The following is a 25192-nucleotide window of genomic DNA, read 5'->3' as shown; positions in this document are numbered from 1 at the left end:
TTGTTCGGGCGCTGACACGTATCCGCTGCGAACCGCTTCTAATCGAATCCAATCTTATCATGACGAACCCTTCCGTTTTCAGCGCCATCGAGATGGCCCCGCGCGACCCGATCCTCGGCATTACCGAGGCCTTCAATGCAGACACCAACCCCGCCAAGATCAACCTGGGCGTGGGCGTCTATTATGACAACAATGGCAAGGTTCCGCTGCTGTCGTGCGTGCAGAAGGCGGAAGCGGCGCTGATCCAGCAACCTGCTCCGCGCACCTATCTGCCGATCGAAGGCCTGGCCGCTTACGACAAGGCTGTGCAAGAGCTGGTATTTGGTGCCGACAGCGCCGTAATTCAAGAGAAGCGTGCCGTCACCGTGCAAGCCATCGGCGGCACCGGCGCGCTGAAAATCGGCGCCGACTTCCTGCAGCGCTTCGCGCCGGGCGCGCAAGTCTACATCAGCGATCCGAGCTGGGAAAACCACCGCGCGCTGTTCGAAAGCGCCGGCTTCAAGGTCAACAACTACACCTACTACGACGCGGGCACCCACGGCGTGAACTTCGCCGGCATGCTGGCCGACATCAAGGCCATGCCGGCCGGCTCCATCGTGCTGCTGCACGCCTGCTGCCACAACCCGACCGGTGCCGACCTGACCTCGGCCCAGTGGGACGAGATCATCGCCGTCGTCGCCGCCAACGGCCTGGTGCCGTTCCTGGACATGGCTTACCAGGGCTTCGGCTCCGGCATCGCCGAAGACGGCGCCGTGGTGCGCCGCTTCGCCGCCACCGGCGGTCCGCTGCTGGTGTCGAACTCCTTCTCCAAGTCGTTCTCGCTGTACGGCGAGCGCGTGGGGGCGCTGAGCGTGGTGGCCGCATCGGCCGACGAAGCCGCGCGCCTGATGTCGCAGCTCAAGCGCGTGGTGCGCACCAACTACTCCAACCCGCCAGTGCACGGCGGCAAGGTGGTGGCCACCGTGCTGACCACGCCGGAACTGCGCCAGCTGTGGGAAGACGAGCTGGCCGGCATGCGTGTGCGCATCAAGGAAATGCGTGATGCTTTCGTCAAGAAACTGAAGGAAAAAGCGCCCGCGCACGACTTCGAATTCGTGCGCGAGCAGGTGGGCATGTTCTCCTACTCGGGCCTGACCAAGGCGCAAGTGGACGCGCTGCGCGCCGAATCGATCTACGCCGTGGACACCGGCCGCATCTGCGTGGCCGCGCTGAACTCGACCAATATCGACAAGGTGGTTGACGCCATCGCCAAAGTCCTCTAAAATCTTGTTTCTTCGAGCTCAGCACCAGCTAGGCTCGATTGATCCCTGATAGCTCAGTCGGTAGAGCGACGGACTGTTAATCCGCAGGTCCCTGGTTCGAGTCCAGGTCGGGGAGCCAGAATACGAAAACCCAGTGAGCAATCACTGGGTTTTTTCATTTCCGCGCGTATGAAGGACGTTTCTCGCGGGCACTTGTGAGTTCCGCGCGGCGCGTATATAATCCTGCCTCTAATCCCTGATAGCTCAGTCGGTAGAGCGACGGACTGTTAATCCGCAGGTCCCTGGTTCGAGTCCAGGTCGGGGAGCCAGTATTCATACGGCCTCGTGAGAGATCACGGGGCCGTTTTAATTGGTTTATTCCCCAGATATTCCCCACGTGGGGAATATTCGTCCGAAAATCTCCCTGCGCTGCCCAGAGCTCCATACCAATTCCCTTGCCGTACCGCCCGTTCTGAGTACGATGTGTCGAATTAGTTTCGCCCCCTCCACCATGGTCACCCCAGTTCGCCCAGTCCGCCACGCCCGGACTTCCGCCTTCACTCTCGTCGAGCTCGTCGTCGTCATCGCGATCCTTGCCATACTCGGTACGATTGGATTCCTCTCGGTTTGAGGATATTCGAGCCGTGCCCGCGACTCGGGCCGCACGGCGGACGTCGCGCAACTCGCGAAGTCCCTCGATCTCGCGATCATATCGTCAGGGACCTACCCGCAGCCCGACAACTATTTCACCACAACCTATTCCGGTGCTGCCGTCTGGTACCAGGGAACGGCGAGTAACGGCGTCATCCAGAAGCTCCATACGAGCATCTCCGGCGGCGGGCTCGACAGTCGGCCGACGGACCCGCTCAGGGGAACGGACTTCGCATACTCCATCCTCGCGTTCGGCAAGGCCTACCAGATCAAGACGGACTACGAGGGCGATCCGCTCGCGTCGGGAGGATTCGTCCAGTCCGCGTATGCCGCACCGGGCAATCCGACCGTCGCCTACGTGCGCGGCAACTACGGCGGGCTCGCGGCGAAGACCCAGACCGGAGGGTGGACCTACGTCCTCGCGCTGCCCTCGATAGTGACGAACACGGGTTCCGCCGGGCAGTCCATCGAGATTTCCGCGAACCTTCTTTCCGGAACGCTGCTGTTCAACGGGAAGAACCTCACGGGGGCCAGCTCGTTCAATCCCAACGTAGTCGTCTTCTCGGGATCGGCGTTGCCGACGAGCGACAGCGGATCGGCGATCACGAACCTGGCGGGAAACCTGAAAGCCACGTATTCCGGTTCCGATCTCGCGGGCTACGGGCCGATACAGTCGCTCGTTTCCACTCCTTCTGGAGGACTCGGGAACATCGGTACGACGCTTATCACCGGGCAACTTGGAGGAACAGCCACCTCAAACGGTTCGGGCAACCAGAACGGCCCGGATACCACTCCCCCAGCCGGTGGGGATTTCACCATGCCTGGAATTTCGACTTCCACCAACATCACCCTCTCGATCACGTGTCCTACCGATGCTGCTGGGAGCGTGCCCATCCAGATGGCATACGGGAACTCGGGAAGCCCGACGAACTGGACATCGTGCAACAGCAGCGCCTCGCATACCCTCACCGCAGGCGACGGGACCAAAACGGTGTACGTTCGCTTTCGGGACAGCCTTTCCAACACGACTGCCGACATAAGCAAGACAACCACTCTCAATACTTTGCCAGTCGGCTCCAGCATCGGGGTGACTCTCGCAGTAGCCGCCTACCGGCAGTTCCAAACGGACAACGGTTACTCCACTACCGCCCAATGGTACAGTGGAACCTACACCACAAGCACCACGTACAGCGCCGGACAGGTCTGCAACTGACTCTACTGCTATACGGACGGCGGCGTCTGGCTTATCGGAAGCGCGAACTTCGTCTGCAAGGCCTGGGGATTCAAGGGGGCGATAACGGGCACCGAAGGCACCACACCGGCGAACACGACGTACCGCATCCCGAGCTCCAACCTCGACACTGCTGGGCAGTACCTGGATCAAACGGTCTGAATAACCACGAAAAACCTGAGTACCGTGACCTGCGTGCAGTAGCGGGAGACGACAAAGGCGGCGGTCTCCTTGTCCCTGCTTCCAATGGTGGAGGCAGAGGTCAAGGAGATCAACCGAGTTGAGTACGTTACTTTTCCCGCTCGGGCAGTGCTGCATCACGCCCGGAGCGCAGAGGAAGCTGGAGTCCATAAACGCCGTCCCGCTGGAGCTGCTCAGGCGGCACCAGTCCGGCGATTGGGCTGGGATGGACAGGAGCGACCAGGCAGCGAACCGTAGGGCCGTCAAGGACGGTTCCCGCGTGTTCTCCGCCTACCAGTTGACTGACGCCGTCCGCGTCTACGTCATTACCGAAGTCGACAGGTCGTCAACGACGATCCTGCTGCCGAGCGAGTACTGATGGAATTGCCGGCTCCTATGGGGCGGTTTTTGCGAAGGGCATTGACAATAATCAAGGCGCGCGCGATATGCCTCCAGCAGAATTGATACATGTCAAAAGGAGTGGGAATTGCCATCACAGGTAGCGCCAAGCGTCCAGGCCAGAGCATTGTCTGCAAGCGAGATGCGCGCGAGGATGATCGCGGTCGGACTCGCGTTGCGGGATACGCACGGAACCGCCTTCGCCGCCGAGTTCCTGGCCCAGAACGGATTGGACCGGGAATCCGCGCTGAGAGTACTGCGGTGCCCGGTCTGTTGCCAGTAGGCTTGCTTAGCAGCGTACCAAGCTCCTGAACTCCCGCACGAACCCGATTCACCTCGCGCTGGCAGCGACGGTTTCGATACCGGCTTTGCCGTCCGGGATCTCGCGCATGTTCGGCATCGCCACGTCCGGCAGGCGCGCCTTGATGTAGATTTCGGTAGTAGTCACGCTGTCGTGGCCCAGGAGGTGCTGGATACGTTCCAGAGGCACGCCCGCGCGGTACATGTCGGTCGCGCCCTTGCCCTTGATATCGTACAGGCCGAAGTCGGCGAGGCCGACCTTCTTCACGTACCGCCGGAACATGGCGGCGATGCCCGAGTACGTGTACTTCTTACCGGCGCGCGTGTGGACGAACGTGGGCCACACCGTGCTTTCGCGCAAGTGCTCGTCCACTACCGCCTCCAGGTCGCCCGCGAGCACGATGTCTACGGTCTTGCCGGTCTTGCCTTGGCTGACACGCAGCACGCGCACTTCGCGCCCTTCGTGCTGCACCTTTTTGATGTTGGAAATTCCCGCCTTCAGCAGGTCCTCCGGGCGCTGGCAGGTGCGGTAGATCAGCGTCATCATGCGCTTGACGGAAGGCTCGGCCTTCGCGAGGACCGTCTGGTACTCGTGGTCCTCGATCATTCGCTCGCGGGCTTTTTCCGCGTTGCGGCGCACTCCACGGCAGGGATTAAAATCTACCATGCCCTTTTCCATCGCTTTCGTGTAGACGTGCGACAGGAGGGCCTTCTCGCGGTTGGCGCGAACCGGAGCGTCCTTGCCCCTTGTATCGCGGTAGGTGGCGACGTGGTGGGGCTTCAGCTGCGAGTAGGGGATGTGTCCAAGCCCACGCTTGAGATACTCCGATTCCTTCTGGTTATCTGCGAACGTCCTTGGTGACTTATTTGGCGCGATGTTGACCATGTACCAGTCGATCAGGGAGCTTACGGTACCGAGCTCCTCAGCCGGTTTCACAATGGACGCCCACTTGCGCATTGCTTCGCCATAGTCGCGGCCGAGCGAAACCTTCTTCCCTTCGCGCGGCACGTACCGGAACGCCCCGTGGTGCTCATACACGCGGGGCGGGAGGTCATGCTTGCTGAATATTTTGCGGTGGCGTCCCATGTTCTGAAAACTAGTAATTATGGTTTCGTCGTAGTGCTTCTGTGTTGACCTGCCAATCGTCGCCCGCTGTCGGTTCCGGTTGCCCGGCGTTTCGCCGAGTACCAGCCGTCTCTCGAAGTAGGCGGTAGCGACTTTCGGAAGTCAGTCGGCCCCGATTTCGTACGACCATTTTTGGCGGTCGAGCCAGCGAATCTGCGCGGCAGGTTGGGTGCGACCCGTGAGGGAGGCCAGTTCGGTTGCGGTGAGTGTCAGCATGCTTAAGATGAAATTCATTTAAAGTGAAGTATATTCATTTTAAATGTGTTTGCAAATCAAAAACTCATCTTAGGTGAAGGTTTTTCATCTTGAATGAATTGACTTCGGGCACTGCGGCCTATAATGCGAGTCATGACCTACGACGAACTCCAACGACACATTGGCAAAGCGGGCCTCAAATCGAATGAGTTTGCGCGCCTGGTCGGAATGAATCCGATCTCAGTTAGCAACATGCGCAAGCGGAGCGAGGTCTCTCAGCACGTGGCCGTGGTTGCTGTGCTCCTCGGAGAGATGGCAGAGCGGGGGATCGACTTCCGCGAGGTACTGTCGCGCGCTGGAATTGCTCCGCTGGAAAAGAGCGATGTCGGGACCGGTGACTAGTGAAAAGGGCGCCATCTGCGTTTCGTATGCTGATTGCGCTTAACTAACCTACCACCGACCTTACATGGGCACCTATACCGACCTCGCCGTGGCTGGCTATTCGCTCTTGAGCAGCAAGAGCGCCGTAGTGGCGGAAGCGGTGACCGTCTTTCGCGAAAGCGACCGGAGGACCTTCCTGCGGCAGATGGGCGTTACGAAACCCGCAGCGAGCTCAGCTTTGGGGCGACGGTCTAGCCGGTGCTGGCGCTTAAGGCGCGGCAAGTTGGATCGAATAGACTTGTGCTTGTTTGCCGTTTTCGTAGCGCTCGATGTTCGCAATGCCTTGATGGGCATCTAGTTCTATATACATTCCAATCAAATATCCGCATACGTACGGCCGGACCGTCTGCTGTTCATCTAGAGCTTTGTCGGCTGGGCCTGTCATCGCGCAAAGTCGTCGTCGGTCGCTCTGCTTTTCATGATCTGGCCTGTCTGCTTTTTTCATCTCGATTGCGATCAGGTTGTCCTGATCTGGAATCGAACCTCGGCTGTGCAAGATCAGGTCACTGTGGATAAACGCTTCTTCTGCATTCCCAATGAGAATTCTTTTTCTATTCCCACCTGATTGACGGTTGTACTCCGCGTCGGCACGGTACCCAGTCAAACCTGCGTCATGCGCACGCCGTTCAAGATAGATCGAGAAACGCTGGCAGTTATTGCGCTCGCTGACTTGGTCGAGAATGGCTTCAGCTTCCATTTTGAAAAAGTCGCTTATCGACTGTTCGAGAACGAGATCGAGAGTTTCTTGGATTGTCATCATTTTGTAGGTGGGAAGGGTAAGGAATGCACTTTGCTGCAAGTTCCTTTTTGTTATCGTAGCCGTCGGTTGATTTTTTCCTCGGTATCTTCGCGCACGGCTTCCCTCTCGTATGTGTCCGTCAATTTCATGAGGAGCTCTGAGGCGACGTATGGGGATGACACTCTGATTTGGTGCGCCCACTTCCTGTACTTGTCTGCGATTTGGCGCTCCTGGTCGCCCCCCGGGCCTCGGGCATGAACGCCCCTCGAGTTGTACACACCGGTGTGAGCTCCGCTCATCATGTCCTCGGACTGGATGTCTTCCATGACAGCTCTGACGGGCTCGCATGGCCAGACTCCGTCCTTCCCGACCGGCGCACCCGCAAGAAGCTTTCCGATGACAATATCAGCAATCTCTCCTCGCGAAAGGTCGGAGCATGATTGGCGTACTGTCGCGGTCCACTTCGTAAGGCGCTTTACGTCGATTTCGCCGTCGTCGCCCGTGCCTGGAATGCGTTTGAGAGCCTCTATGAGCTTGTAGCCGCGCTCTGCCATCAATTTGGCATTGCCAGCTTCAATCTTGAATTCAGGCGGGTCCTCGCTCCTGTCCTTGCGTTTATAGGTCCATACGATGGCTTGGACCAGCACCTCCGGGTGGTCTTCGATGTAGCGCTCGAGATTTGGGATCGCGGATTCTGCGCGCCGATCCCATGCGCGGTCCAGTACCTCGATATATGCGAACTCGAGGCCTGCCTTCTGCTCCAGCGACAGCTCGGATGTATCGTTAATGCATTTGAAGGCCCGCTCGACGTAGTAATGCTCCAGCAGGTACTCGCCCGGCTTGTCATCCCCCTCCTGCGCCATCGCCGTTAGCAGTTGGAAAAGCGTTCGCACAGGCAGCTTCGAGGGGTGGTTCTTGGCGAGTGCGAATGCGGCACGTGGGCGTCGTGCCCTCATGAGCATGTCTACGGCTTTCGCCAACGCTGACGGTGAGTCGTGGATCCAGCCGGGTACTATGTCCTTCCAGTAGCGTTCTTCGGCTTCTTTGCCGAGCTTGCCGACGAGCGACCAGGTTGACTCGTTGAACGGCGCGAGCATCATGAGCTGGACAGCATTCTCGCTGCCAAGCACAGCAATGGCGGAATTCAGGAACGCTTCTCGTTTGGCATCATCGGGCACTGCCCCAAGAATGCCCTGGATTAGCCATTCCGCCGCACGAGCGGAAGGCTCGCTCTCCTTTCTGCGCTCGAAGGCCTGTGAGACGATGGTGAGCATCTCCTTTTCAGTCAATATTCCGTCGTTCAGAATTGCTCCTATGGTTCCCGCTGCGCCGCTGCGGATAGCAAGGTTCAGCAATCCTGCGATGTCCAGGTTTTCGTGGATTTCCTTTAGTGCTCCTGCTCGATTTGCTCGAATCCGCTTGTCGCGCTCTTCGTAGTCGGTGTTGTCGATGTCCTCTATTTCGTCGGCCGATTCTTCGATCCACGGCGCTCTGAACATCCACGCGTGCTTATCCAGGAGGTTGCTCGGCTCGAGCGCGTCGTAGACGTCTTTCGCCGCCGTTGCGAACCCAACGGTCTTACCGCTTTTCTTCGCGCGCAGCGCTGCTGAGCGCGACAGCGTTGAGACGCGGATCTTTTCGCGCAGAGAAACTTTGTCGCTGTCACTTGCCCCGACTGCCCATGCCTTAATCAGCTGCCATACGCGCTCTTGGTCTGCGTCGGGCAGGTCGTATAGCCGGTCAATAAGATCGCAGAGCATGGCTAAGGTGTATTCGTCTCTCGTCAGTGCGAGCTCGATCATTGCTCCAACAAATGCCATGACAGGTCCCCAGGTTTGAAATGGCTCTCCAAAACCATATCCGTCTGAACGCCAAGTCGGCTTGTGGCTGTGGTCGCCAACACGGTGCCGGTCCCCGAACTGGGATACGCAAAGCGTCCACGCAACGTCTGGGAACCGGTCGAAAAGGGTTCTTACCAAGCCGAGCCGCTCGTCGTGTCCCGCCGCAGTTTGAGGCATCCAGGAGCGGAAGATGGCGGCGAGTGAATGTGCAGGTTTGTTCACCCAGTTGTCGTTGATTTCGATCTGCGCGAGCCTCGCAAGGATCAACGCTGCGCGGGGCAGGGTGTCTGGGTTCCATGACAGGCCCTCCAGCGCCCAGAGGAGGCCGGTGCGGCTCGGACTGCCGAAGACGCCTGAACCCGCCGGACGAAGCAGCCCGAAAACAGCCGGTTCATCGGTCTTGAGGTCGCGTTCGATAACAGAGAGGAACTCGGTTGGTGCCGCTTCCGCGTAGAGAGGTAGGTCTCGGTCGTTCGCTTCAAGTGTGCGGGTGGTCAGCGGATCGCTGAGAAGTTCGCGTACTACAAGAGTTGCTTCGAGCTCAGTGTCTATTCCCAAGCGTCCTTTGAAGAGACTGACGCCGTGGACCGAAAGGAGGACGAGTGTTTCGCAGATGCCTTGGCGGAACGCAGCGGAGAATTCTCGCGTTTTGCCGTGGATGCTGGCGGCCCAGCGCTGCTCTTCATCCAGATCCAAGGACGGGTCATCCTCTCCGAGGACCATCCGTGCGACTTCGAAGTAGCGCTCCAGATCTTCGCGGGTCACGAATCGGGCGATTGCGTAGAGCAGGTCGATTTTGGATACGACGCCACGGTAGGTTCCGATGGACCAGAGCGGCGCGTCGTTCAGCTGGACAAGCCGTTGGCAGTCCTTTTCCAGTTCTTCGGGTTTGCGGTCGCCAGCCAGCAGGGAAAGGCCGATCTTATCGGTTTCGTTGGTTGAGTTCCACGCACCGACCAGCATGAACGCAACGAGGTTTTCAGGCGCATGCTGCTGCGTTGCCCAAACAGGCGTCCGCACGGCTTCGACTGTTGCGAGTCTGCGGCGCAGGACAGTCAGTGATCTGCCCGACTCGTTGGCAAGTCCCTTGACTTCGTCTTTGTTCCGGCCGGAGGCCTTGAGGGAGGATTCGAAAGTGTCGAAGCTTACCGGCTCAAGAACGATGTCCGGTTCTGCGTTGACTGAATTCCTTGGGTAGACGACGATGGAGTGCATTTGCTGCGCGTAGGTGGCGAATTCCAGTTCGACGTCCCGTGTATGAATGACCGGAATCAAGGCCCGCGCGCCCTCAGCCAATCTTGGCAGGACGCCTGGTCTGTCGAAAACCAAAGTCCTGAACCGGAACGCTTCCAGCTCCGCTCCTCCATCAGCGCCCAAGCACTGAGCAACAAAGGCAAGGGCTTCGTCCGTGGAATCCGCCGCGATTACGAGCGGTCCCGACGATTGCTTTGACAGGTATGAACTGAACTTCCGCTTCGCTTCCTCAATCGCAGAACTGAACAGCGAGCCTGGGAGCGGCGGATTCGCCACGTTCGCCCAGTCGGCCCAGCTCTTGTCCAGGGAGCGTACTTCATGGGCGGGGATTTTCGTTTCGTTCGCGAACCACGCCTGCGCCGGTATTGACTGTTCCAGCCACTGTTCCAGATTGTTCGCATCGTAAGCCCGGACGTCTTTCCAGTCTCCTGCGGCCCTTTTCTCGCCTACCCATTTGTCCTTGCCATCCCACCTGCGCGGAGTAACGAAGACGAATTCCATATTCGCGCGCTCGGCTGGGGCCGTCGCTTTGACGCTCTTCGTATAGTCCTTTTCGGCCTTGGCCCGGGGATCTTCATTGGTGCCGAACTCCCATCCGGAGTGCCCTGTCGGTACCCATGCCGTTCCTTCGCTCGCCCGGACAGTGCCGTCCCAGCCAGGGCGCTCAGCATCATCGTTGCCGGGGAAATCTACCAACGTAAGTCCGCTTCCAGTCGAATGAACCAGGGTCCTGAGGAGAACGGCGAACCTACTCCGAGCTGCGATGTTGTGGGTCGCCCAGTTCTCGATGTCGTTTGCCTTGATAGCGAGGAACGGCGGGACGTATGCCTTTGCGTTTGCTGGGGCGGCTTTCTGCTTAGCCTTAAAGGCGTCAAACTGCGCTTGCATCTCTAGCAGGTCCTTCCTTGGGTAACCGAAGGCCTTCTCAATTCGCGTCGCCATGTCGGCAGAAAGAGATGCTTTTCCGTTGAGCAGATTGGAGAGCGCAGGGCGACCGACGCCGATAAGCTCGGCAGCTTTGGTGACGGACATTTTCGCTGGGAAAACATCTTTTTTGATGCGCTCGCCAGGGTGGAGGACTTCGTTTGTGCTCATATTTGGAATCTTGGCTAAGTGATTTTGGTTGGCTAAGGCCAGCAAGTGGATGATACTGTATTGTGTAGCGCTACACAATACGAATTTTCAGCTTGAAATCAAGAAAATCTGAAAACACCAAAAATCTGATCGTCTGCGACCCTGGTTGCCATGCGGCAATGTGATACTCTGTCCGTCACTTTGATGACACTGAAAGGGTATGCGGACGTGGATACGGCACGCGACAAGGCGACTAGGGAATTCGTTGAGGCAGAAGAACTGTGGACCATAGATACCGTGGACAAGGACGGCTACATTTGCTTTGGCTGCGAAACGCAGGTTCACCTGAATCGCCACGACTCTGCTAGACACCCGCGAGCCGTTCAAAATACCTTCGCTCAAACTCTGCGTAAGCGTCTTCCCAGCGCCGTCTGGACTGCCTGACCAGCGTAATCCATGATCGAATTTTGGCACAGCGTTGTGCCCACAATTTTCGATTATGGACACAAATTTTCAACCGATCATTTCCAAGAATCCACGCGGCCACTACCGCCAGCACCCGCTCGAGTTCAAGCGCGCATTGGTGGCGCTGTCGCTGGAGCCGGGCGCTTCGGTCGCGCGCATCGCGCGCGAGCACGGCGTCAACGCTAACCAGGTGTTCAGCTGGCGCCGTCTCTATGAGCAAGGGCGCCTCGGCGTGCCTGCGTTAATGCGGGATGATGGCTTGTTGCCGGTGGTGCTGGCGCCAACGGCGCCTGCTCCGAATAACGACACCTCCGACGCCAGCGGCATTATCGTGTTGGAGTTGGGCCAGGTCCGCGTGCGGATCGAAGGCCAGCCCAATGCCGCTGCGCTGGCGCAAGTGTTGGATCGGGTTCTACGATGATCGGCCTGCCCGCTGGCACCAAGGTCTGGCTCGCCGCCGGCACCACCGACATGCGCTCCGGCTTCAATGGGCTGGCTGCCAAAGTGCAGACGGCGCTGGAGGAAGATCCGTTCAGCGGGCACGTTTTCGTGTTTCGTGGCCGGCGCGGCGATCTCATCAAATTACTGTGGTGGACCGGTGACGGGCTGTGCCTGCTGGCCAAGCGGCTGGAGCGTGGCCGCTTCATCTGGCCGCAGGCCAGCAACGGCTCGGTGGCGTTGACGCAGGCGCAGCTGTCGATGCTGCTCGAGGGCATAGACTGGCGGCGCCCCGAGCGAACTTGGAAACCAACCTCGGCCTTGTAAACGTGATACGCCTCGCGTAAACTCGGCGCATGCTCAGCCCAGCCGACCTGCCCAACGAAATCGCCGCCTTGAAGGCGCTGCTGCTCGCTCAAAACGAGGTGGTGGAAGGTCTGCGCGAACAACTGAACACGCGCGCCGTCGAGATCGAACACCTCAAGCTGCAGATCGCGAAGTTGCGGCGCATGCAGTTCGGCCGCAAGTCGGAAAAGCTGGACCACCAGATCGAGCAGCTGGAATTGCAACTGGAAGACCTGCAGGCCGACGAGGCCGAGGCGGCGCGCGAGATGCCGGCGGCCGACCAGGCGCCGCGCAAAAAATCGGTGCGTCGGCCTCTGCCCGATCACCTGCCGCGTGACGAGAAGGTCTATGCGCCAGCGGCCGACGCCTGCCCGGCCTGCGGTGGCGGCCTGCGGCCGCTGGGCGAAGACGTGGCCGAGCAACTGGATTTCGTGCCGGCCAGCTTCCGCGTGATCCGCCATGTGCGTCCCAAGCTTGCTTGTTCCTGCTGCGATGCGATCGTCCAGGCACCGGCACCGAGCCGGCCGATTGAGCGCGGCATTGCCGGTCCCGGCCTGCTGGCCCACATCCTGGTGGCGAAATTTGCCGATCACCTGCCGCTGTATCGCCAGTCGGTCATTTATGCCCGTGAGGGCGTCGACCTTGACCGCGCCCTGTTGGCGAGCTGGGTCGGTTCGGCCAGCGCACTGCTGCGTCCGTTAGTTGACGCCGTTCGGCGCCACGTGCTGGCAGCGTCGAAGCTGCATGCCGACGACACCCCGATCCCTGTGCTGGCGCCCGGCAACGGAAAAACCAAGACGGCGCGCTTGTGGACCTACGTGCGTGACGACCGGCCTTCGGGCGACACCGCACCGCCAGCAGTCTGGTTTGCGTACACGCCCGACCGCAAGGGCATTCATCCGCAGACCCACCTGGCCAAGTTCGAAGGCGTGCTGCAAGCCGATGCGTATGCTGGCTTCAATGCCTTGTTTGAAAATGGAACGATCCGCGAAGCCGCCTGCTGGGCGCACGCGCGACGCAAGTTCCATGACCTGCACGCGGCGCGACCGACGGCGCTGACCACCGAGGCATTGCGCCGGATCGCCGAGCTCTATGTGATCGAGGCAGATATCCGAGGCAAACCTCCCGACGAACGAAGGCAGGTTCGGCAAGCCCGCTCGCGCCCGCTACTCGATGACCTGGAACACTGGCTGCGCACCACGCTCGATACGCTGTCGCGCAAGTCCGACACTGCGGCGGCGATCCTGTACGCGCTCAAACTCTGGCCGGCGCTGCTGCGCTATTGCGATGACGGCGCCATCGAGATCGACAACTCGGCGGCCGAGCGCGCCTTGCGTGGCGTAGCGATAGGCCGCCGCAACTACCTGTTTGCCGGCGCCGACAGCGGCGGCGAGCGCGCTGCCGCGATCTACTCGTTGATCGGGACGGCCAAGCTGAACGGTGTCGACCCCGAAGCTTGGTTGCGCCATGTGCTGACGCATATCGCCGATCATCCCGTCAACCGGGTTGATGAATTCTTGCCGTGGAACTGCGGCCTGCCAGCAGCCCTCTGAGATTACGCCGCTTCCCAGCGGTGTGATGCCATCATCGATCAAATTGCCAAGGCACTCAAGACGGCGCTGAGCGGACGCTTACAACTCTGCCGGCGAAAGCTTGTCATTAAAGCCGTGACGGCGCTTCGGATTGTAGAACATCTCGATGTAGTCGAAGATATCCTGCTTAGCATCGTCCCTGGTCGCATAGATCTTGCGCTTGATGCGCTCGCGCTTCAATAGCTGGAAGAAGCTTTCAGCACAAGCATTGTCGTGACAGTTTCCACGCCGGCTCATGCTCGGCTCAAGCCGGTGCTCAGTCAAAAAGTCGCGCCAGTCTTTGCTGGTGAACTGCGTGCCCTGATCCGAATGAACCATCACAGGATCTGCGGGCTTACGCCGCCAAACCGCCATCAGCAGCGCATTCATCGCCAGCTCAGTATCAATCCGTGAACGCATCGACCACCCGACGACCTGACGTGAAAACAGGTCGAGTACCACTGCCAGGTATAGCCAGCCTTCATGGGTTCGAATGTAGGTTATGTCCGTCACCCAGACCCGGTTTGGCTCAAGCACGTCAAATTGCCGCTGCAGATGATTTGGCGCTACTACTGATGGCACGCCGCCACCTTTCCACTTGCGCTTGCCGTATCCGGTCTGCGAGCGCAAGCCCGCTGAGCGCATGATGCGGTGAACGCGATTGATCCCGCATCGTTCTCCCAAGTCTCGCAGATCCTCGGACACCTTGCGGTAGCCGTAGACCGCGCCGCTTTCCAGCCATGATTGTTTAATGTGACCGAGCAGGCGCTTGTCCTCCTTGGCCCGCTTGCTTTCCGGCTGAAGGCACCATGCATAGAAACCGCTGGGATGAACTCCCATCATCTTGCACAAGCGCCGCACCGGAAATTCGTCCTGTACTTCCTGAATGAAGGCGTACCTTACCCGGACGTCTTGGCAAAGTACACCGCGGCCTTTTTCAAGATGTCACGCTCCTCGGTCACGCGCTTCAGCTCGGCCTTGAGTCGCCGCATCTCGTCAGACTGCGCGTCTTGGGCTTTGCGCTCCACCTCTGGCACGCCATACCGTTTTGTCCACGCATAGATGCTGTGAATGCTGACGCCAAGCCTTTCAGCGACCTCGGCCGCTGGGTGCCCGCGCTCAACAACCTGCTTGATCGCAGCGACCTTAAATTCTTCCGTATACCGCTTCCCGCTCATTATTTCTCCTTTGCCTAAATTATGGCTCAGGAGTGTCTACAATGGTCGTGGCGATTCAAAACCAACTGCCGCACTACTCTTCGTCTGCTGATGCATCGGCATTTCCTGCCGGGTTGGCAAACTCTTCCTGGAATTGGACCATCATGTTTGCTTGCAAACGGGTAGATTCGTCCACGGACAGGAAGTCAATTCGTCCGTTCGGTAGCATCCGAACTCGTTGCAGACCATCAATACCGCGAACTACGTTCGATGAATAGTACATTTTTCCCTGCCGAAGCTGTTCTCGAAGCAGATGCAGTCTCCGTTCGAATTCGGCGCGCGTCTGTGGGGATTTCATTGGCTTAATCATGGTGCTAGTTTAACCTGTTCAAATTGTGGTCGATCACAAGGACAGGTTTATGATCGACCATTACGGTCCAGACTAGAGAGCTTCCAGTCGGAAGTTTTACGGCTTCTTTGCGGATCCCGAGCATGCATCCCTCGTTTTCAGGCTTGCCGACATCTTGGACCTCAAATGAGCGCCCGTTCCTCCAAATCTTTTGAATGATAGCGCTGCCAGCCGCGCCGACGATACTCATGAAGGAAGGTGAAGGGACTGCTGGCGGGAACGTGCCGAACAAGGCCTGCACCGGAATCGGCCTTAAGCAGGTCGGGCCAACGACATCGCCAAGTTCGTCAAGGTCGGGATCGTCCGTTGCATGGAATCTTGCGTGAACGGTGGCTGCGTAAGCGCGCTTCTTTTCGGACGCGTGCAAGATTAACGTAGCGAACACTTCGATCAATTGTGATGTGCCGTCGGTCGCATCAGCGACGAATTCGCAGTAGTTCAGGAAGTAGGTATCGCCACTGCCAATCAGGTCGCTGAGGTTTCCGCTTCCACTGGCCGCAGCTACAATCCGTTTTCCGAGCGAAGCAAATCCTACCTCCAACTTCCGTTCGGGGGCACTTGGACTGTAGATCCTTAGTATGGCTCCAATTTGCTCGATGTTGCGCTGTGAGGCATACGGGAACAGGGCGCACGCGAGCGCGTGACGAACCAGACCGGACCAGCGGTTGAGTACCCTCCGGTTCGGTTCGCGGAACGACAGGGACACCGCATTTTCCAATTCCCACGCTTCCTGAATTGACCGGGGGGCGCAGAAATGGCTGAGGAGCTCTTCTGTCCGCGCAAGCGTTTCGCCCGTCAATGCGCCGAGTTCTTCAAGTTCGCGCAACTCGATCCCCATGCATTGAGCCCAACCGGGAATGTAAGGGGACTGTCCCGTCTCGTCCAATTCCACCGCTCCCGGCCTGAGCCCCCCATTTATTGATTCCGCGACCTGCTTAGCGCTGCCGTCGCTTCCTGCGGCACGGGTGGCTAGCCTTAGCAGAACGGAGAGACGTCCGACGTGCTTGCAGCCGGATGCCGCTGCGAATATGTCGACGTTGTTCGACAATCGGTTCCAGATCTCCTGCGGGCTCCGCTTGGACATCACGTCAATCGCACCTGCAACGACGTCCCCTCGGTATCCGGGCGCCATGGAGAAGGCCTCCTTAGCGGCCAGCACGAAGAACCTGTCTTCTGCTTCCAAGAGCCAGAGCGTTGCGGCAGCGGCGCGCTCACGTCGAAGCCACTGGGGATGTTCTAGCGTCCACAGGAGCAATTCGAATAAGGCCTCGTCGGCATTCAGGCCATTCGCATTTGATAGGAATTCAAACAGCTTGGTTTCGTGCTCGGAGTCGCCAGCCAATATTCCGACATGCTGCAACGTGTTATTCCACAGCGAGGCGGCATTCGCAGTTGACAGGACTCTTCCGATTTTTTGGAGCAGGTGGTCTGCGATCTGCCATTTGTCCGCATGGCGTTCGTTCTCTATAAGCACTCCGTAGCTTCCGACCAGATCGGCCTCGCCCGCGTTTCCCGCGAACAGGATCTCTTCGGCGCGCGTAGCCGTTGCTGAAAGGTTTCCCCAAATCCCCCAATCGCCGTCCTGAAACTCCCGGAGTGTCGCCACCGCTTCTTTTCGCGCGGCGGTGAAATTCTTCCGTTTGACATGCCCTTCGGCTACTTCCAGCTTGGCTCGTGCGGACTGCATCGCCGACTGTCGGCCGAAAACTCCCGGCATGAAGAATTCTTCGGCCGCGTTGCTTCCGGTTTCTGGTGCCGCTTCGTGGACTTGGGCCACTTCGCCTTCCGGTTCGTTCTTTGCTTTATTTCCTAGAATTGAATCGATCTCTGCCTGGAATTCCGGACGGTCGCTTTGGGAGACATCAGTAGCTAAAATGAGGGCCAAGCGTTCGCGCATTTCGCCTTGTTCCGCCTCATCGGTCCCTTGCCTTATCGCGTTCGCGAATGCGGCTGCGTAATCCTTGATATGCCTCTTGTCGCCGCAAAGGAAGACCTGGAGTAGCGCGAATCGCAGACGCCAACCGGCAGCAGGTGAATTGTTCACGATGGAAAGCATGGACTGTTGCTCGTCAAGTGCTCCGCCCGGATGCCTTGATCCCAACTTGGCGCTGATTCTGTCAGCTACGCCCTGTTCCATATCCTGTAGGAGTTCGTCGGCGTTGCCACAAGACTGTCGTTGGAAGTACCGTCGGGCCAGATCATGCAGGTCGCGGCGACACAGTTCGCCAATGAATTCGGATTTGGCATGCCTAGCAAACCGTTGGAAGGTTAGCTCTCCTGAGGCGCGCTCCAGGAATCCAGCAACTTTGGGGAGCGCCAGCGTCTCGACGTCCGCTAGGGGAAGATGGCGAAGCGCGGTGGTGAGAAGGCCGAACTGGTCCTCCTTGTACCAGGTAGGGCCCATGGAAACTGAAAGGACGTGGCGGTATATTTGCTCGGCTTCTTCATGTGCCCCGACGCTTGCGAAGATCGGGATTAGCTTCAGCAACTCCGGCACGAGTTCGTGGCGGTTCTCGACGCCTGCGATCACGAAGTCTCGCAAGGCGAGCATGACTTCGTACCGAGCGTCACTTAAAGCCGCATTCGCGTCTTCCATCATCGAGCTGCGCAAGATTTCAGCGGTTGCTGCCCGAAAGCCCTCGGAGTAGAGGCCCAGTTGTTTCGACATTCGTGGCTGAAGGCCCAGTAGGAATGTCGGCAGCTCTTCTGGATAGCAGTCGCGCAGGATTATGGTTACGCGCTGGTATATGATTCCGAAGACGCTTTCAGGAATCGCGTAGCTGTTTTGCCACGTGACGCGTTCGCCGAGCGTGAAGTCCAGCTGGCCAACGACGTTCGACTTCATGATCGCCAGGACCTCTTCGGAAAGCGATTTGTCCGCGTCTGCAAGCGCTCTTCTGGCTTTTCCCTCGCATATGGCGACCGTGCGGATCAATCGGGACAGGCAATCGGCCCAGTCTTCAGTGCCAAACGGCCTAGCCAACGGAACGTCGGCATTCGTCTGCAAGAAGCCTCTTATCGTCCACTGGTTCAGCGCTAGGTGGATGGCGCTGAAATCGACATCAACGCCGTTGCTTTTCACGAAGGGAATTTCGGCTTCTTGATCGATGGATACCCGTTCCGACAATCGCAGTGCTAGGTCGGACGGTGCGCCGAGCTCGATCAGAACGCCCAGTGTCCCTTCGTGGTACTTGACGTCGGGTTCGACTTCGTCGAGAAGTTTGGAGAAGTCCTCGAATAGATTTCTTAGCGGTACGCTGCGTTCACGCGTTCCGAATTTTTCGGCGTACTCCCGGTAGTCGAGAAGTGCGAGTGCGAGAAGGGTAAGGTGCTCCCTGGGCGAGACGAGGGCGGGGTCGCGCGACTTCAACGTGTCAACCGAGGTGTACACGCCAGCGTGGTACAGGTATGCGCCAACCGGAACGGACCTGATCGTCGATAGGTAGAATTCCGTTGCCTCGACGTCCTCGCCGAGAACCGCTTCTATTTGCTCGGCCGCATGTCGCAGGATTCCTGCAAAGAGCTTTCCTCTGTGCGTGCCGTCGGACCAGTTCGCGTGAATCGGCATCAGGAGCTCAAGGCGCGTTTGCGTAACGAACTCCTCCAGAGTGAACCCCTCGGTTTTCGCGAATCGGTACTCCTGCAGGGCCTGGCTTAACGCCCTCAGTAGGTCGAATACTTCGTCTTGAAATCCGCCTTCAATGAGGAGGTAGGAGAGATGCAATCCTTCCTCGAGAGATATTATTGGCCTATTGAACCTGATCGCGTGCCCGATCGCATCCTGCGGCCTTTTGAGTGCGGTCATCGCCTCCGCAACGAGAAAGGCGCTCTTGGCAAAAAGAGTGTTGTAACGGAATTCCACTCGCTGCTGAAGCAGGAGTAGCCTGAAAACGTTTGGCGCGTCTGAAAGGGCGATTGCTGCGGAGAGGCAGTCCTTCAGGTCAAGCATTAGGGTGTCTGGATTTACTCCGATCTCGACGCAGTTGTCGATCCATTCCTGAGCGCATAGCGCAACGGCTTCGGACTTCAGTCTCTCTGCGGAACGAAGGAGGTGAAAGACCACGTTTGAAGCGCAGTATCTCAACCCCATGTTTTGCGTGCAGTACCGCCCGATCTTCTCGTGAACGCTGCTGTCTATGGCCGAGGTTTTCGCGCGGATGAAATCCGAAAACGAGGCATGGTAAATCTCAGTCGAGTCGGGAGCTGCGAGCAAGTGGCGAATCCTGCTCATCGTAGGGACGAACACTGCGTGCTCGGTCGGTGTCAGGGCATTTACGAGGTCTGCGCTTGGCATGCCCCACCGCAAGCGCGATACGAGTCCGAGCAAGTTCAGGGCGTCGGAGTCAGTCAGGAGCGAGCCCCAAAGCGATTCGTAGTACTCTTCAATCGCCCCTCGCAGCACGGGGAAATCCGATAGATCCTGATCGTCGCTTTCGTTTGCGAACTCGATCAAATACCTCAAATATAGAGGATGTCCATTAGACTTCTGGCAAATTGTCGAAATCAGCTTCGGCGTCCTACGCTCTTCTTTGAGAACTTTCCCGCAATAGCTTGCGCATTCGCCGTCGGTAAGCTTAGGCAGTTGAACGATCTTTTCCTGCCGGAGGTATCCAGTTAGCGGACCAGAAAGTTGGCTCGAATTCGGGGCGGTGAAGACGACCGTCAAGCCTGCGGGTAGTGAGCGTGGCAAAAGCCCGATTAGCTTTACCAGCGCGTCCCGATCAGCCAGTAGCCCTTCGTTCAATCCATCTATGAAAATTACGCCTGGCTTGCCGTGCCTCTTGCAGTGATCCGAAAATGCTTTCAGTAGCCTTCCCGTCTCCTCCACAAGTAGCGAGTAGCTTTTCTCCTCTATTCTCGATGGCCGCCCGCTAACCGCGCTTGAAATCGACGATGAGAGCCAATCGAAGAAATATTCGGGTTGCGCGAGTACCACGGGTGCTGGCCCTATCCCAGAATGCCCACCGAAGCTGTAGGTCCCTAGCGTGAGGAACCTGTCTGAGCGAGACTTGAACCTCTTGCAAAATGTGGATTTGCCGATCCCATGAGCGCCTTCCAAGAAAATGTATTGGCCAGGGGAGCTAGAGACAAGGTCCTCAAAGTCAGTTTGGAATTCACGACGCGCGGCAATCGCACCGATGCCTGGTTCGGTTGCGACAGAGTGTTCCGGTCCTGCCGTTGGAACTGAGTTCTCGGCAAAGAAAGATGTCAGAGCCTTGATACTGATCGCGCCGACTCCTCCACCTAGTCGCAGCCGGAGTACCCCTACGCACAAGCCATCGGCGACCACAGGCGCGCCTGAGAGGCCCTCGTAGGAATCGAGCTGGATCGCGGCAGATACGCCCAGGTCCAAGTCCATTTTAAGAGTCGGCGCGTCCAGGACCTGAACGATTTCACCCGAGGCGCGGTAGCCGACCGACCCTCTGATCAGTGGGAAGCCATAGCTTTGCCAGCCGCCACCCGCGCGCGGAAGTACGGAGGAAAGGTTCAATGCCGGTATGTCAGCTTTATCTGCGATAGACAGCAAGCAGGTATCGAGTTCCTCATTGACGGCCAAGATCTGGGCGGTCAGTTCCAGCTTTCCGGACGTTCTAGTGAACGCGACGGAAATGGCCGTTCCCAATTCAATCGCATCTACGACACAGTGCCTTGCGGTCAGGAGGACGGAATCGGCAACTAGAAATGCGGTCCCATATGTTTTTCCGCATGTTGTCTGGCAAGTGGCGTCTTTAATTTGAGTATCAATCATGGTCTTAGGTAATGCCAATATCTATCCAGCCATTGCTGTTTTCGTGCACGACGAACGCCGCGCCAGCCCGGGATCTATAGTTCGCGATTTGTCGGGACTCAGGCGTGGAATAGCTGAAATGTAGGTGCCGGACGAACGAGCATGGCCTGTCGACGATTTCGCGCAACAGGGGAAGGTCCGGGTGATTGTGCTTTGCCCCGTTCGTTGAAATCAGGTAGATTGGGGAATCGATCATGCCAAGCAGCTTGCAACTCGTGTTGCGCATGCTGCCGTGATGCGAGATTTTGATGGCGTCGAATACCTGCGGCAGCGCGGTTGGGGCACGCTTTTCAATGGCTTCCTCAATGTCCTCCGCCCAAGAATCTCCCAAGAACAAGATGTTCGACGTCGATGTTTCGATGCCCACGGCAATCGAACTCCCATTGTTGAGTGAATCGTCTGGAACGTAGGCTTCTTTCAAAGAATTGTCTGCGCTCCGCGAATGTCCAGTCTCAGTTAAGGTGGTCCGCATTGATGCTTTGTCTGCAGCGCTGAGGAACTCGAACGCATCGTCATACTTCTCTCCTTCGAGTACGTTTCCGATCAACCCAAGTCCTCGCAATTCAGTGATCCACTGTTCTCTCAGCGCCGAGAGGCGTTCTGGTTTGGGGGCAGGTACGCTAACTCGGGCATTTGATCTCAAAGCGAAATCGCTGGCGTTCGAATTAATGGCGTGGTGTCCGGCGGATCCGTTCCAGGAATAGCCGCCCTTCAAAAGCAGGGCGGCCAGCGAACTCCCTTGTCTTGCGCCAATTTCCTCATCGGGCCTAAGTGAGCCATTTGATAGCGCAAAGCCCCGCTTACAGATGTCATCGATTAGCTGGTCGTCATCTGTGGACAGATTTCTTTTCGTTCTGATCGACGGGGAAGGAATGGAGCGTAAGCTGTTATGCCACACCTGCTCGACTTTTATGATTTTTGGGGTTCCTGAAGGGCCGTTTTGCTCGAAGAATTTTATCAGCCCAGAAATGTGGTCGGCATCGATGTGCGTCGCGATAACCAGGTCCAGCGAACGGCCTTTTCTTGCCATCGCGATCAACTCAGTGCGGAGCTCGTTCTGGAAGGTGGAGGCAAACCCGCCGTCGATGAGAACTGCGAAGCCATCTGGATCCTCATCCCGTAGGAGGAACGCATCGCCGTAGGAAGCGGCGAACATTTTCAATTGTGGCATATGTGTCCGGAGATGAGTTGAGATAAGTGCAAGTTTTTGCGCGGTATGAGATTAACTAGCAGTTCACAAAAGTCGAGTCTTACATACTAATAACTATTTCGGAACAGAAACTCTCGAATGTACACAGTTAGCGTCGGAATGTGCAGATTGATCGCACCTGATTTCAAGTGCGATGATTCCGAGGCAAGAAGCGCAAGCCGGTTGCGCTAGGCGAGCGGAAATACTTCCGTGAAGAGATTCTTGGCTTCCGGAATTTAGATATTTATCTGTTCTTGCGGAAGTTCCGGAGGCGGTGGGACACTGAAGATGAACTGGAGGTGCGGTACTACAACTTCTGGCTTGGACTTGCAGCAACAGCCGAACTCGTTGCCTGATCCGCATGGGCAGCGGGCACTCGGCGGATGGTGCGACAGTGACGACTGCTGTATGGTCCGGGTCTGGTCTTCTGTGTACCAGCCGTGGTAGGGCGATGCCAGGCGGTCGATAGCGAATCTCGGATGAGCGTAATCGTAATGGTCCCTCGGCCCACTCCCGTTTTCGGACGCCAGGAACCCTACCGAATACTTTTGGACAGGGTTCTCCACGGCAGATATCGAGAGGAACTCGCACTTGGTGACGATGTGATAGCACTGCTCGCCGTCGTAGATCTGCCCCTTCTCGTGGCCGCACGGATTGCGCAGGGATACCTTGGTATCGCAAATACTGCACTCGACGCGCTGCTTGAGGATCTCCGGACTGAAGAAGATCTTGTACGGATAGAGTGACTGCCACCGCTCGACCATGTCGCGTATGTAACCGATGCGGTGCCGATCCGGCGGCCGCACGGCGAAGTGCCGTTCCAGCGAGGCAATCGTTATCTCGCATTCCTCAAGCTTGCACCAGGCATCGTAGAATCTGTGCTCTTTCATCAGCTCGAACGCATTTTCGAAGATGAGCTGGGAGTGGGAGATGGCCTCAGCTATCCAGAATCGCTTCGCCTCTTCCTGGTCGCCTGCCTCCACAGCGGCAGCTTTCGATTCCGCTATCCGCGACGCGAACCTGGGATTCCTTGCGGCGGGATTAGGCGTTTCCGGGCGTTCGAGCAGGCTGAGTGCCTCGCTCGCCGACAGGATCGAGTCGCGGGACATTGGAACGTTTTCGCTGTTCATGCTATCTACTGCTTCTTGCGGTCGTTCGAAGGAACCTGCCCGTTGGCGCTCGCCTTTGAGGATGCCGGAATACGCGGCGTGCTGTTTGCCTTAGTCGCAGGCCCCAGTGCAGCGCATTCTCGGGAAAGCTGTCCGACCTTGTCGGCCATCTGGTTGAAATCCTTGGCATCGCCTTTGAAGTTCACTTTCATCGAGCGGCATTGCTGATCTTCGACGATCAGGTTCATCTCCACACTGTCGCCAGGCTTGGCCTTGAGTACGTCGTATAGATAGTTCGTCAGCAAGCCAACCACCAGTGGAGCAATCAGGTAGCTGACGATGATCGTGCTGAAGCGGAATTCCGCGCTATGAAGCATCAGCTCGACGAACTCGTCGTCGTCGGCGAGCACTTCCAAGCTCGCTTTGCCAGATAGGGCCTTGCCGAGAAATCGCGCGACGGCAATGGTATCTTGGTGGAACGCGAATGGAATTCCTTCCCGGAAGTCCTTGAGGGGCACTATTAGAATATCTGCTGCCGCAACCTCGTCTGCGTTCTTGCTGGCGAGGCCCTGGCTCAGCCAGAATGGACGGTCTTGCTCGGAAGCGCTAATTTCAACAGGGCTTATCATTGAGATCTCTCTGGAATTTGCATTTTGGAAACGATTTCAACTCATAATAAGGACATGTGCTGGGATTTCAAGTGCTCGTTGGCTTGCGTCAGGCTCGGAACTCGACTTGCCTATGACGTTCTTGTAGTCCTTAACCGTGGCCGAGGCATTTTTTGGCAGCTATAGACGTGGGGAATATTCTGAGGGAAGCTTAGGATCTCCCGGGCAAGAAAATGCTAGAATTCGGAGAAATATTCCCCACGGATTTCGCTGAGAGCCAGCATTCATGCGGGTTTGCGGCGAAAAGGCTGGCGGACTGTTAATCCGCAGGTCCCTGGTTCGAGTCCAGGTCGGGGAGCCAGAATTCTTGCAAAGCCCAGCCCTTACCGGTTGGGCTTTTTGCATTGTTCCTTTCGTTGAGGGCAGCTGATGAAGATGACGCTGGTGGTGCTGGATGGCGTGCAGGCGCTGGACGTGGCGGGTCCGCTGGATGTGTTCGCCGAGGCGAACCGCCTGCTGCCGGAAAAAGATCATTACCAGATCACGCTGGTGGGCGGGCGCCCGGACAGCGTGCTGTGCTCCAGCGGCATAGAGTTCAAGGTCCATTGCGACTACCCGAACTTCAACGCCGACAGCGACCTGCTGCTGGTGGCCGGCGGCCCGCGCTATCCCGAGTACCAGCCCGAGCCGGCCTTCCTGGCATGGCTGAATGAGCGCGTGCGCAACGTGGGCCGCTTCGGCGCCGTGTGCAACGGCGTGTTCCTGCTGGCGCACGCCGGCTTGGTCGCGGGCCGCGAGATCACCACGCACTGGGACCACGCCGAACGCCTGTCCATGCAGTTCCCGGACGCGAACGTGAGGCCGGACAAGATCTTCGTCCGCGATGGCAACCTGTTCACGTGCGGCGGCGTCTCGGCCGGCATCGACCTGTGCCTGGCGCTGATCGCGGAGGACTGGGGCCACGAGCTGGCCATGAAAGTGGCCAAGCGCCTCATCGTCTACATCCGCCGTGACGGCGGGCAGTCGCAGTACAGCCCCTATCTTGCCGTCGGTCCGGACGAGGACTCGCTGGTGTCGAAGGTGCTGCGCTACGTGACCGACCATATCAGCGACGCGCTCACCATCGAGGACATCGCGGACGCGGTGGGCGTGAGCCGCCGCACCTTCTCGCGCGCCTTTGCCAAGCATGCCAATGTGACGCCGTCAGTGTTTGTGGACCAGGTGCGCATCGACTTCGCGCGCAAGCTGCTGGAGGAAACCGACGTGCCGCTCAAAACGGTGGCGTTCCGATGCGGTTTTCATAACGCCACGCAGATGCGGATGAGCTTTTCGCGCCAGATGGGCACCACGCCCAAGCAGTACCGCGAGCGTTTCCGCACCGGCGCCGACGAGGATGCGGCAGCCGAATAGCCGCTTTTGGGACAAGCGGTGCGGGTTTTGG

Annotated in this window: 18 protein-coding genes and 3 tRNA genes; 11 read left to right on the top strand and 10 right to left on the bottom strand. The window is 58.1% G+C overall.

Features of this window, described 5'->3' with window-relative positions; all coding sequences use genetic code 11:
- The first annotated feature begins 59 nt into the window (after positions 1-59).
- From ACFJI2_RS18360 to ACFJI2_RS18340, 5 genes are all read left to right on the top strand, one after another.
- Positions 60-1262: an amino acid aminotransferase gene (locus tag ACFJI2_RS18360; RefSeq protein ID WP_107871119.1), complete on the top strand. Its 1203-nt coding sequence runs from the start codon at positions 60-62 to the stop codon at positions 1260-1262.
- A 42-nt stretch (positions 1263-1304) separates the two neighbouring features.
- A tRNA-Asn gene (locus ACFJI2_RS18355) sits at positions 1305-1380 on the top strand.
- Between the two features lie 114 nt (positions 1381-1494).
- Positions 1495-1570: transfer RNA gene (locus ACFJI2_RS18350), tRNA-Asn, on the top strand.
- 152 nt (positions 1571-1722) lie between these two features.
- Positions 1723-1872: a prepilin-type N-terminal cleavage/methylation domain-containing protein gene (locus tag ACFJI2_RS18345; RefSeq protein WP_377705867.1), complete on the top strand. Its 150-nt coding sequence runs from the start codon at positions 1723-1725 to the stop codon at positions 1870-1872.
- Between the two features lie 378 nt (positions 1873-2250).
- Positions 2251-3105, top strand: coding sequence for a hypothetical protein (locus ACFJI2_RS18340; protein ID WP_377701314.1), 855 nt, complete (start codon positions 2251-2253; stop codon positions 3103-3105).
- Between the two features lie 928 nt (positions 3106-4033).
- Here ACFJI2_RS18340 and ACFJI2_RS18335 read toward each other — a convergent pair.
- Together ACFJI2_RS18335 and ACFJI2_RS18330 are read right to left on the bottom strand one after the other, a co-directional pair.
- Entirely contained in the window at positions 4034-5089 is a 1056-nt protein-coding gene (locus tag ACFJI2_RS18335; protein WP_377701313.1) for a tyrosine-type recombinase/integrase, read from the bottom strand.
- A 141-nt stretch (positions 5090-5230) separates the two neighbouring features.
- The gene (locus tag ACFJI2_RS18330; protein WP_377705866.1) at positions 5231-5344 is read right to left on the bottom strand and encodes a DUF4224 domain-containing protein; all 114 of its coding nucleotides are present in this window, start codon (positions 5342-5344) and stop codon (positions 5231-5233) included.
- A gap of 132 nt (positions 5345-5476) precedes the next feature.
- Here ACFJI2_RS18330 and ACFJI2_RS18325 point away from each other — a divergent pair, with 132 nt between their 5' ends.
- On the top strand, positions 5477-5725 hold the full coding sequence (locus ACFJI2_RS18325) for an XRE family transcriptional regulator (protein ID WP_377701311.1): 249 nt from the start codon (positions 5477-5479) through the stop codon (positions 5723-5725).
- A gap of 247 nt (positions 5726-5972) precedes the next feature.
- Here ACFJI2_RS18325 and ACFJI2_RS18320 read toward each other — a convergent pair whose 3' ends face one another.
- Together ACFJI2_RS18320 and ACFJI2_RS18315 are read right to left on the bottom strand one after the other, a co-directional pair.
- Positions 5973-6563 (bottom strand): hypothetical protein, encoded by a 591-nt coding sequence (locus ACFJI2_RS18320; RefSeq protein WP_377701310.1) that lies wholly within the window; start codon positions 6561-6563, stop codon positions 5973-5975.
- Positions 6564-6574: 11 nt separating this feature from the next.
- Entirely contained in the window at positions 6575-10693 is a 4119-nt protein-coding gene (locus ACFJI2_RS18315) for a HigA family addiction module antitoxin (protein WP_377701309.1), read from the bottom strand.
- Between the two features lie 478 nt (positions 10694-11171).
- Between ACFJI2_RS18315 and tnpA the strand changes: the two genes are divergently transcribed.
- Genes tnpA through tnpC form a run of 3 tightly spaced genes read left to right on the top strand, consistent with a single transcriptional unit; the run spans position 11172 to position 13473 of the window.
- Positions 11172-11558: an IS66-like element accessory protein TnpA gene (gene tnpA / locus ACFJI2_RS18310; protein WP_377700832.1), complete on the top strand. Its 387-nt coding sequence runs from the start codon at positions 11172-11174 to the stop codon at positions 11556-11558.
- Positions 11555-11902 carry an IS66 family insertion sequence element accessory protein TnpB gene (gene tnpB, locus ACFJI2_RS18305; protein WP_377700833.1) on the top strand — a complete coding sequence of 116 codons (348 nt, stop codon included), beginning with the start codon at positions 11555-11557 and terminating at the stop codon, positions 11900-11902. Before tnpA ends, tnpB begins: the two co-directional genes overlap by 4 nt.
- 29 nt (positions 11903-11931) lie before the next feature.
- Positions 11932-13473 carry an IS66 family transposase gene (gene tnpC / locus ACFJI2_RS18300; protein WP_377700834.1) on the top strand — a complete coding sequence of 514 codons (1542 nt, stop codon included), beginning with the start codon at positions 11932-11934 and terminating at the stop codon, positions 13471-13473.
- Between the two features lie 78 nt (positions 13474-13551).
- Here tnpC and ACFJI2_RS18295 read toward each other — a convergent pair.
- The 6 genes from ACFJI2_RS18295 to ACFJI2_RS18270 form a co-directional block, all read right to left on the bottom strand.
- A protein-coding gene (locus tag ACFJI2_RS18295; RefSeq protein WP_377701308.1) for an IS3 family transposase occupies positions 13552-14669 on the bottom strand; the annotation gives its coding sequence in 2 pieces (ribosomal slippage) (positions 13552-14423 and positions 14423-14669; 1119 coding nt in all).
- Between the two features lie 73 nt (positions 14670-14742).
- Positions 14743-15006, bottom strand: a complete 264-nt coding sequence (gene avs1c / locus ACFJI2_RS18290) for an AVAST type 1 anti-phage system protein Avs1c (protein WP_377701307.1) — start codon at positions 15004-15006, stop codon at positions 14743-14745.
- Between the two features lie 16 nt (positions 15007-15022).
- On the bottom strand, positions 15023-20824 hold the full coding sequence (locus tag ACFJI2_RS18285) for a serine protease (protein WP_377701306.1): 5802 nt from the start codon (positions 20822-20824) through the stop codon (positions 15023-15025).
- On the bottom strand, positions 20811-22016 hold the full coding sequence (avs1a, locus tag ACFJI2_RS18280) for an AVAST type 1 anti-phage system MBL fold metallo-hydrolase Avs1a (RefSeq protein ID WP_377701305.1): 1206 nt from the start codon (positions 22014-22016) through the stop codon (positions 20811-20813). The genes ACFJI2_RS18285 and avs1a overlap by 14 nt, the downstream gene beginning before the upstream one ends.
- Positions 22017-22270: 254 nt before the next feature.
- Complete coding sequence (locus ACFJI2_RS18275; RefSeq protein WP_377701304.1) at positions 22271-23164, bottom strand: hypothetical protein; 894 nt, start codon at positions 23162-23164, stop codon at positions 22271-22273.
- Positions 23165-23169: 5 nt separating this feature from the next.
- On the bottom strand, positions 23170-23772 hold the full coding sequence (locus ACFJI2_RS18270) for a hypothetical protein (RefSeq protein WP_377701303.1): 603 nt from the start codon (positions 23770-23772) through the stop codon (positions 23170-23172).
- 246 nt (positions 23773-24018) lie between these two features.
- Between ACFJI2_RS18270 and ACFJI2_RS18265 the strand changes: the two genes are divergently transcribed.
- Positions 24019-24112, top strand: a tRNA-Asn gene (locus ACFJI2_RS18265).
- A gap of 68 nt (positions 24113-24180) precedes the next feature.
- Positions 24181-25161, top strand: a complete 981-nt coding sequence (locus tag ACFJI2_RS18260; RefSeq protein WP_377701302.1) for a GlxA family transcriptional regulator — start codon at positions 24181-24183, stop codon at positions 25159-25161.
- Positions 25162-25192: the final 31 nt, after the last annotated feature.

The organism is Pseudoduganella sp. UC29_71 (assembly GCF_042693265.1).
In the GTDB taxonomy this organism is placed as follows: Bacteria; Pseudomonadota; Gammaproteobacteria; order Burkholderiales; family Burkholderiaceae_D; genus Rugamonas.
Note: the sequence above shows the minus strand (reverse complement) of the source record. Positions and strands in the feature narration are given on the sequence as shown.

What these genes read in the sequence shown, in the direction of transcription:
- ACFJI2_RS18360 (WP_107871119.1), top strand. Translation starts at nt 60, where the DNA reads ATGACGAACCCTTCCGTTTTCAGCGCCATCGAGATGGCCCCGCGCGAC.
- ACFJI2_RS18345 (WP_377705867.1), top strand. Translation starts at nt 1,723, where the DNA reads ATGTGTCGAATTAGTTTCGCCCCCTCCACCATGGTCACCCCAGTTCGC.
- ACFJI2_RS18335 (WP_377701313.1), bottom strand. Translation starts at nt 5,089, where the DNA reads ATGGGACGCCACCGCAAAATATTCAGCAAGCATGACCTCCCGCCCCGC.
- ACFJI2_RS18330 (WP_377705866.1), bottom strand. Translation starts at nt 5,344, where the DNA reads ATGCTGACACTCACCGCAACCGAACTGGCCTCCCTCACGGGTCGCACC.
- ACFJI2_RS18325 (WP_377701311.1), top strand. Translation starts at nt 5,477, where the DNA reads ATGACCTACGACGAACTCCAACGACACATTGGCAAAGCGGGCCTCAAA.
- ACFJI2_RS18315 (WP_377701309.1), bottom strand. Translation starts at nt 10,693, where the DNA reads ATGAGCACAAACGAAGTCCTCCACCCTGGCGAGCGCATCAAAAAAGAT.
- tnpA (WP_377700832.1), top strand. Translation starts at nt 11,172, where the DNA reads ATGGACACAAATTTTCAACCGATCATTTCCAAGAATCCACGCGGCCAC.
- tnpB (WP_377700833.1), top strand. Translation starts at nt 11,555, where the DNA reads ATGATCGGCCTGCCCGCTGGCACCAAGGTCTGGCTCGCCGCCGGCACC.
- tnpC (WP_377700834.1), top strand. Translation starts at nt 11,932, where the DNA reads ATGCTCAGCCCAGCCGACCTGCCCAACGAAATCGCCGCCTTGAAGGCG.
- avs1c (WP_377701307.1), bottom strand. Translation starts at nt 15,006, where the DNA reads ATGAAATCCCCACAGACGCGCGCCGAATTCGAACGGAGACTGCATCTG.
- avs1a (WP_377701305.1), bottom strand. Translation starts at nt 22,016, where the DNA reads ATGCCACAATTGAAAATGTTCGCCGCTTCCTACGGCGATGCGTTCCTC.
- ACFJI2_RS18275 (WP_377701304.1), bottom strand. Translation starts at nt 23,164, where the DNA reads ATGAACAGCGAAAACGTTCCAATGTCCCGCGACTCGATCCTGTCGGCG.
- ACFJI2_RS18270 (WP_377701303.1), bottom strand. Translation starts at nt 23,772, where the DNA reads ATGATAAGCCCTGTTGAAATTAGCGCTTCCGAGCAAGACCGTCCATTC.
- ACFJI2_RS18260 (WP_377701302.1), top strand. Translation starts at nt 24,181, where the DNA reads ATGAAGATGACGCTGGTGGTGCTGGATGGCGTGCAGGCGCTGGACGTG.